Source organism: Pseudarthrobacter sp. CCNWLW217 (assembly GCF_037203985.1).
Lineage (GTDB): Bacteria > Actinomycetota > Actinomycetes > Actinomycetales > Micrococcaceae > Arthrobacter.
The window spans coordinates 1-600 of record NZ_JBBCBT010000056.1 but is presented as its reverse complement, the minus strand read 5'-3'; the positions used below and the strand labels follow the sequence as shown (position 1 = coordinate 600).

General features: G+C 60.8%; 1 pseudogene. It reads left to right on the top strand.

Annotated elements, in window-relative coordinates:
- Positions 1-600 (top strand): annotated as a pseudogene (locus tag V9L18_RS22010) (Ig-like domain-containing protein); the annotation flags it as partial.

Sequence of the window (600 nt, the reverse complement as noted above, 5' to 3'; positions counted from 1 at the left end):
GTCCGCTGTGGGCGCTGATGACCGGATTTATTCTGCGGATCCGAAGACTGGCACGGTCACTGTCACGGCCGTGGATGTTAACGGTGAGGTGACGTCGTCGGAGTCCGGTACGTGGGGTGAGCTGAAGGGTTCCGGTGATCTGCAGATCACGGTGGTGGGGGACAAGCCGGTGGTGTTGGATGCTGCGGCGGGGAAGCTGTTCCTGCCGGGCGGGAAGCGGCTGCAGTTGGAGAACGCGCGGGATGCGAAGTTGCAGCAGGGCGGTCCGGGCAGTGATTTTGTGGCGATTTCGACGCAGAAGGCGTTGTTGAAGCAGCCTTTGGATGGTTCTACGGCGAAGACGGTGACTTTTGATGGTGAGGGTGTGCCGGCGGCGCCGGTGCAGCTGGGTGGTTGTGTGCATGCGGCGTGGTCGGGTGCGAACAAGTACGTGCGGGACTGCACTAACGATGCTGATGACAAGAATGTGGATGTGCCCAAGGCGAGTGCGTCGCCGTCGTATGTTTTCCGGGTGAACCGGGGCCTGGTGGTCCTGAACGATGTGAACTCCGGGAATGTGTGGCTGGTGAACCAGAACATGCAGCTCGTGAACAACTGGGA